Origin of the sequence: uncultured Aquimarina sp. (genome assembly GCF_947500065.1) — a bacterium.
In the GTDB taxonomy this organism is placed as follows: Bacteria; Bacteroidota; Bacteroidia; order Flavobacteriales; family Flavobacteriaceae; genus Aquimarina.
This window is the reverse complement of record NZ_CANMQT010000037.1, coordinates 1-962: the sequence shown is the minus strand read 5'-3', so window position 1 is coordinate 962 and position 962 is coordinate 1. Positions and strand designations below refer to the sequence as shown.

The following is a 962-nucleotide window of genomic DNA, read 5'->3' as shown; positions in this document are numbered from 1 at the left end:
ACCAATGTTTTTCTTTTTGATACGAACAATGTTTTTATTAATGAGGAAGGCGCAGCACCACTATCATTTTGTCCAGAGCCGGGTAATTTTCTTACCTGTAGTATCAGTGATCCTGCATATACATATGAATGGTTTTTAGATGGTGTGGCTATTGCGGATTCTAATGCATCCTCTTACGAATTACCACAGAGTAATTTTGGGGGAGATTATACAGTAATGGTTACTGCAAGAGATGGTTGTTCTATAATGACTAACCCTGTAGAGGTGATCAATTTGGGGTCAGATATTTTGACCCAACCACCACCGCAACTTATTCTTTTACTTACTGAAACGATTACGTTGGCTATTACTACCAATGCACCAGCAGGAAGCACGATACAATGGTTTGAGAATAATGTGGCTATTCCAGGAGCTACGGGCCTATCAATAGATATCACTACCACTGGAGTATATAGAGCAGAAGTTATTACCAATGATGTTTGTGTGAGTACTTTAGTTGCTGAGACAGAAGTTTTTGAAGCTGTAAGTTTCTTACCTACGGTATCTCAAGTAATAGATTGTGATGATAATCTTGCGACATTAGCATTAGAGGATTTGTTTGGAATTACCGCTGGAGGTTTAGAAATTCCGTTAACAACAGAACAATATAGTTTTTTTGATTTTGAATGGTTTCGAGATGGGACGAGTTTAGGAGAAACGGATATAACATATACAGTTAATGGAGCCAATGAGAATGATTCTTATACGCTAGAAGCTACATTTAGACCAGGAGGATTTGCAACAGCTGTTTCGGCTCCTGTTATGATTGAGTTTTTGACTGATGCTGTTGAGATTGTGTCGGACCCACCATTTTTACCGTTTGGAGGAGAAGTAACACTAAGTGTTCCTCTGAGTAGTTTATATACCTATGAGTGGTTTGTAGAAACAGGAGGAGATTTTGTAGTAATAGAAGGAGAAACTAC

The 962-nt window shown here is 38.4% G+C and carries 1 protein-coding gene; it reads left to right on the top strand.

Annotated elements, in window-relative coordinates; translation table 11 throughout:
- Nucleotides 1–962, top strand: a 962-nt coding sequence (locus Q0975_RS28330; RefSeq protein ID WP_299444355.1) for a hypothetical protein, incomplete at both ends; no start/stop codon positions are given.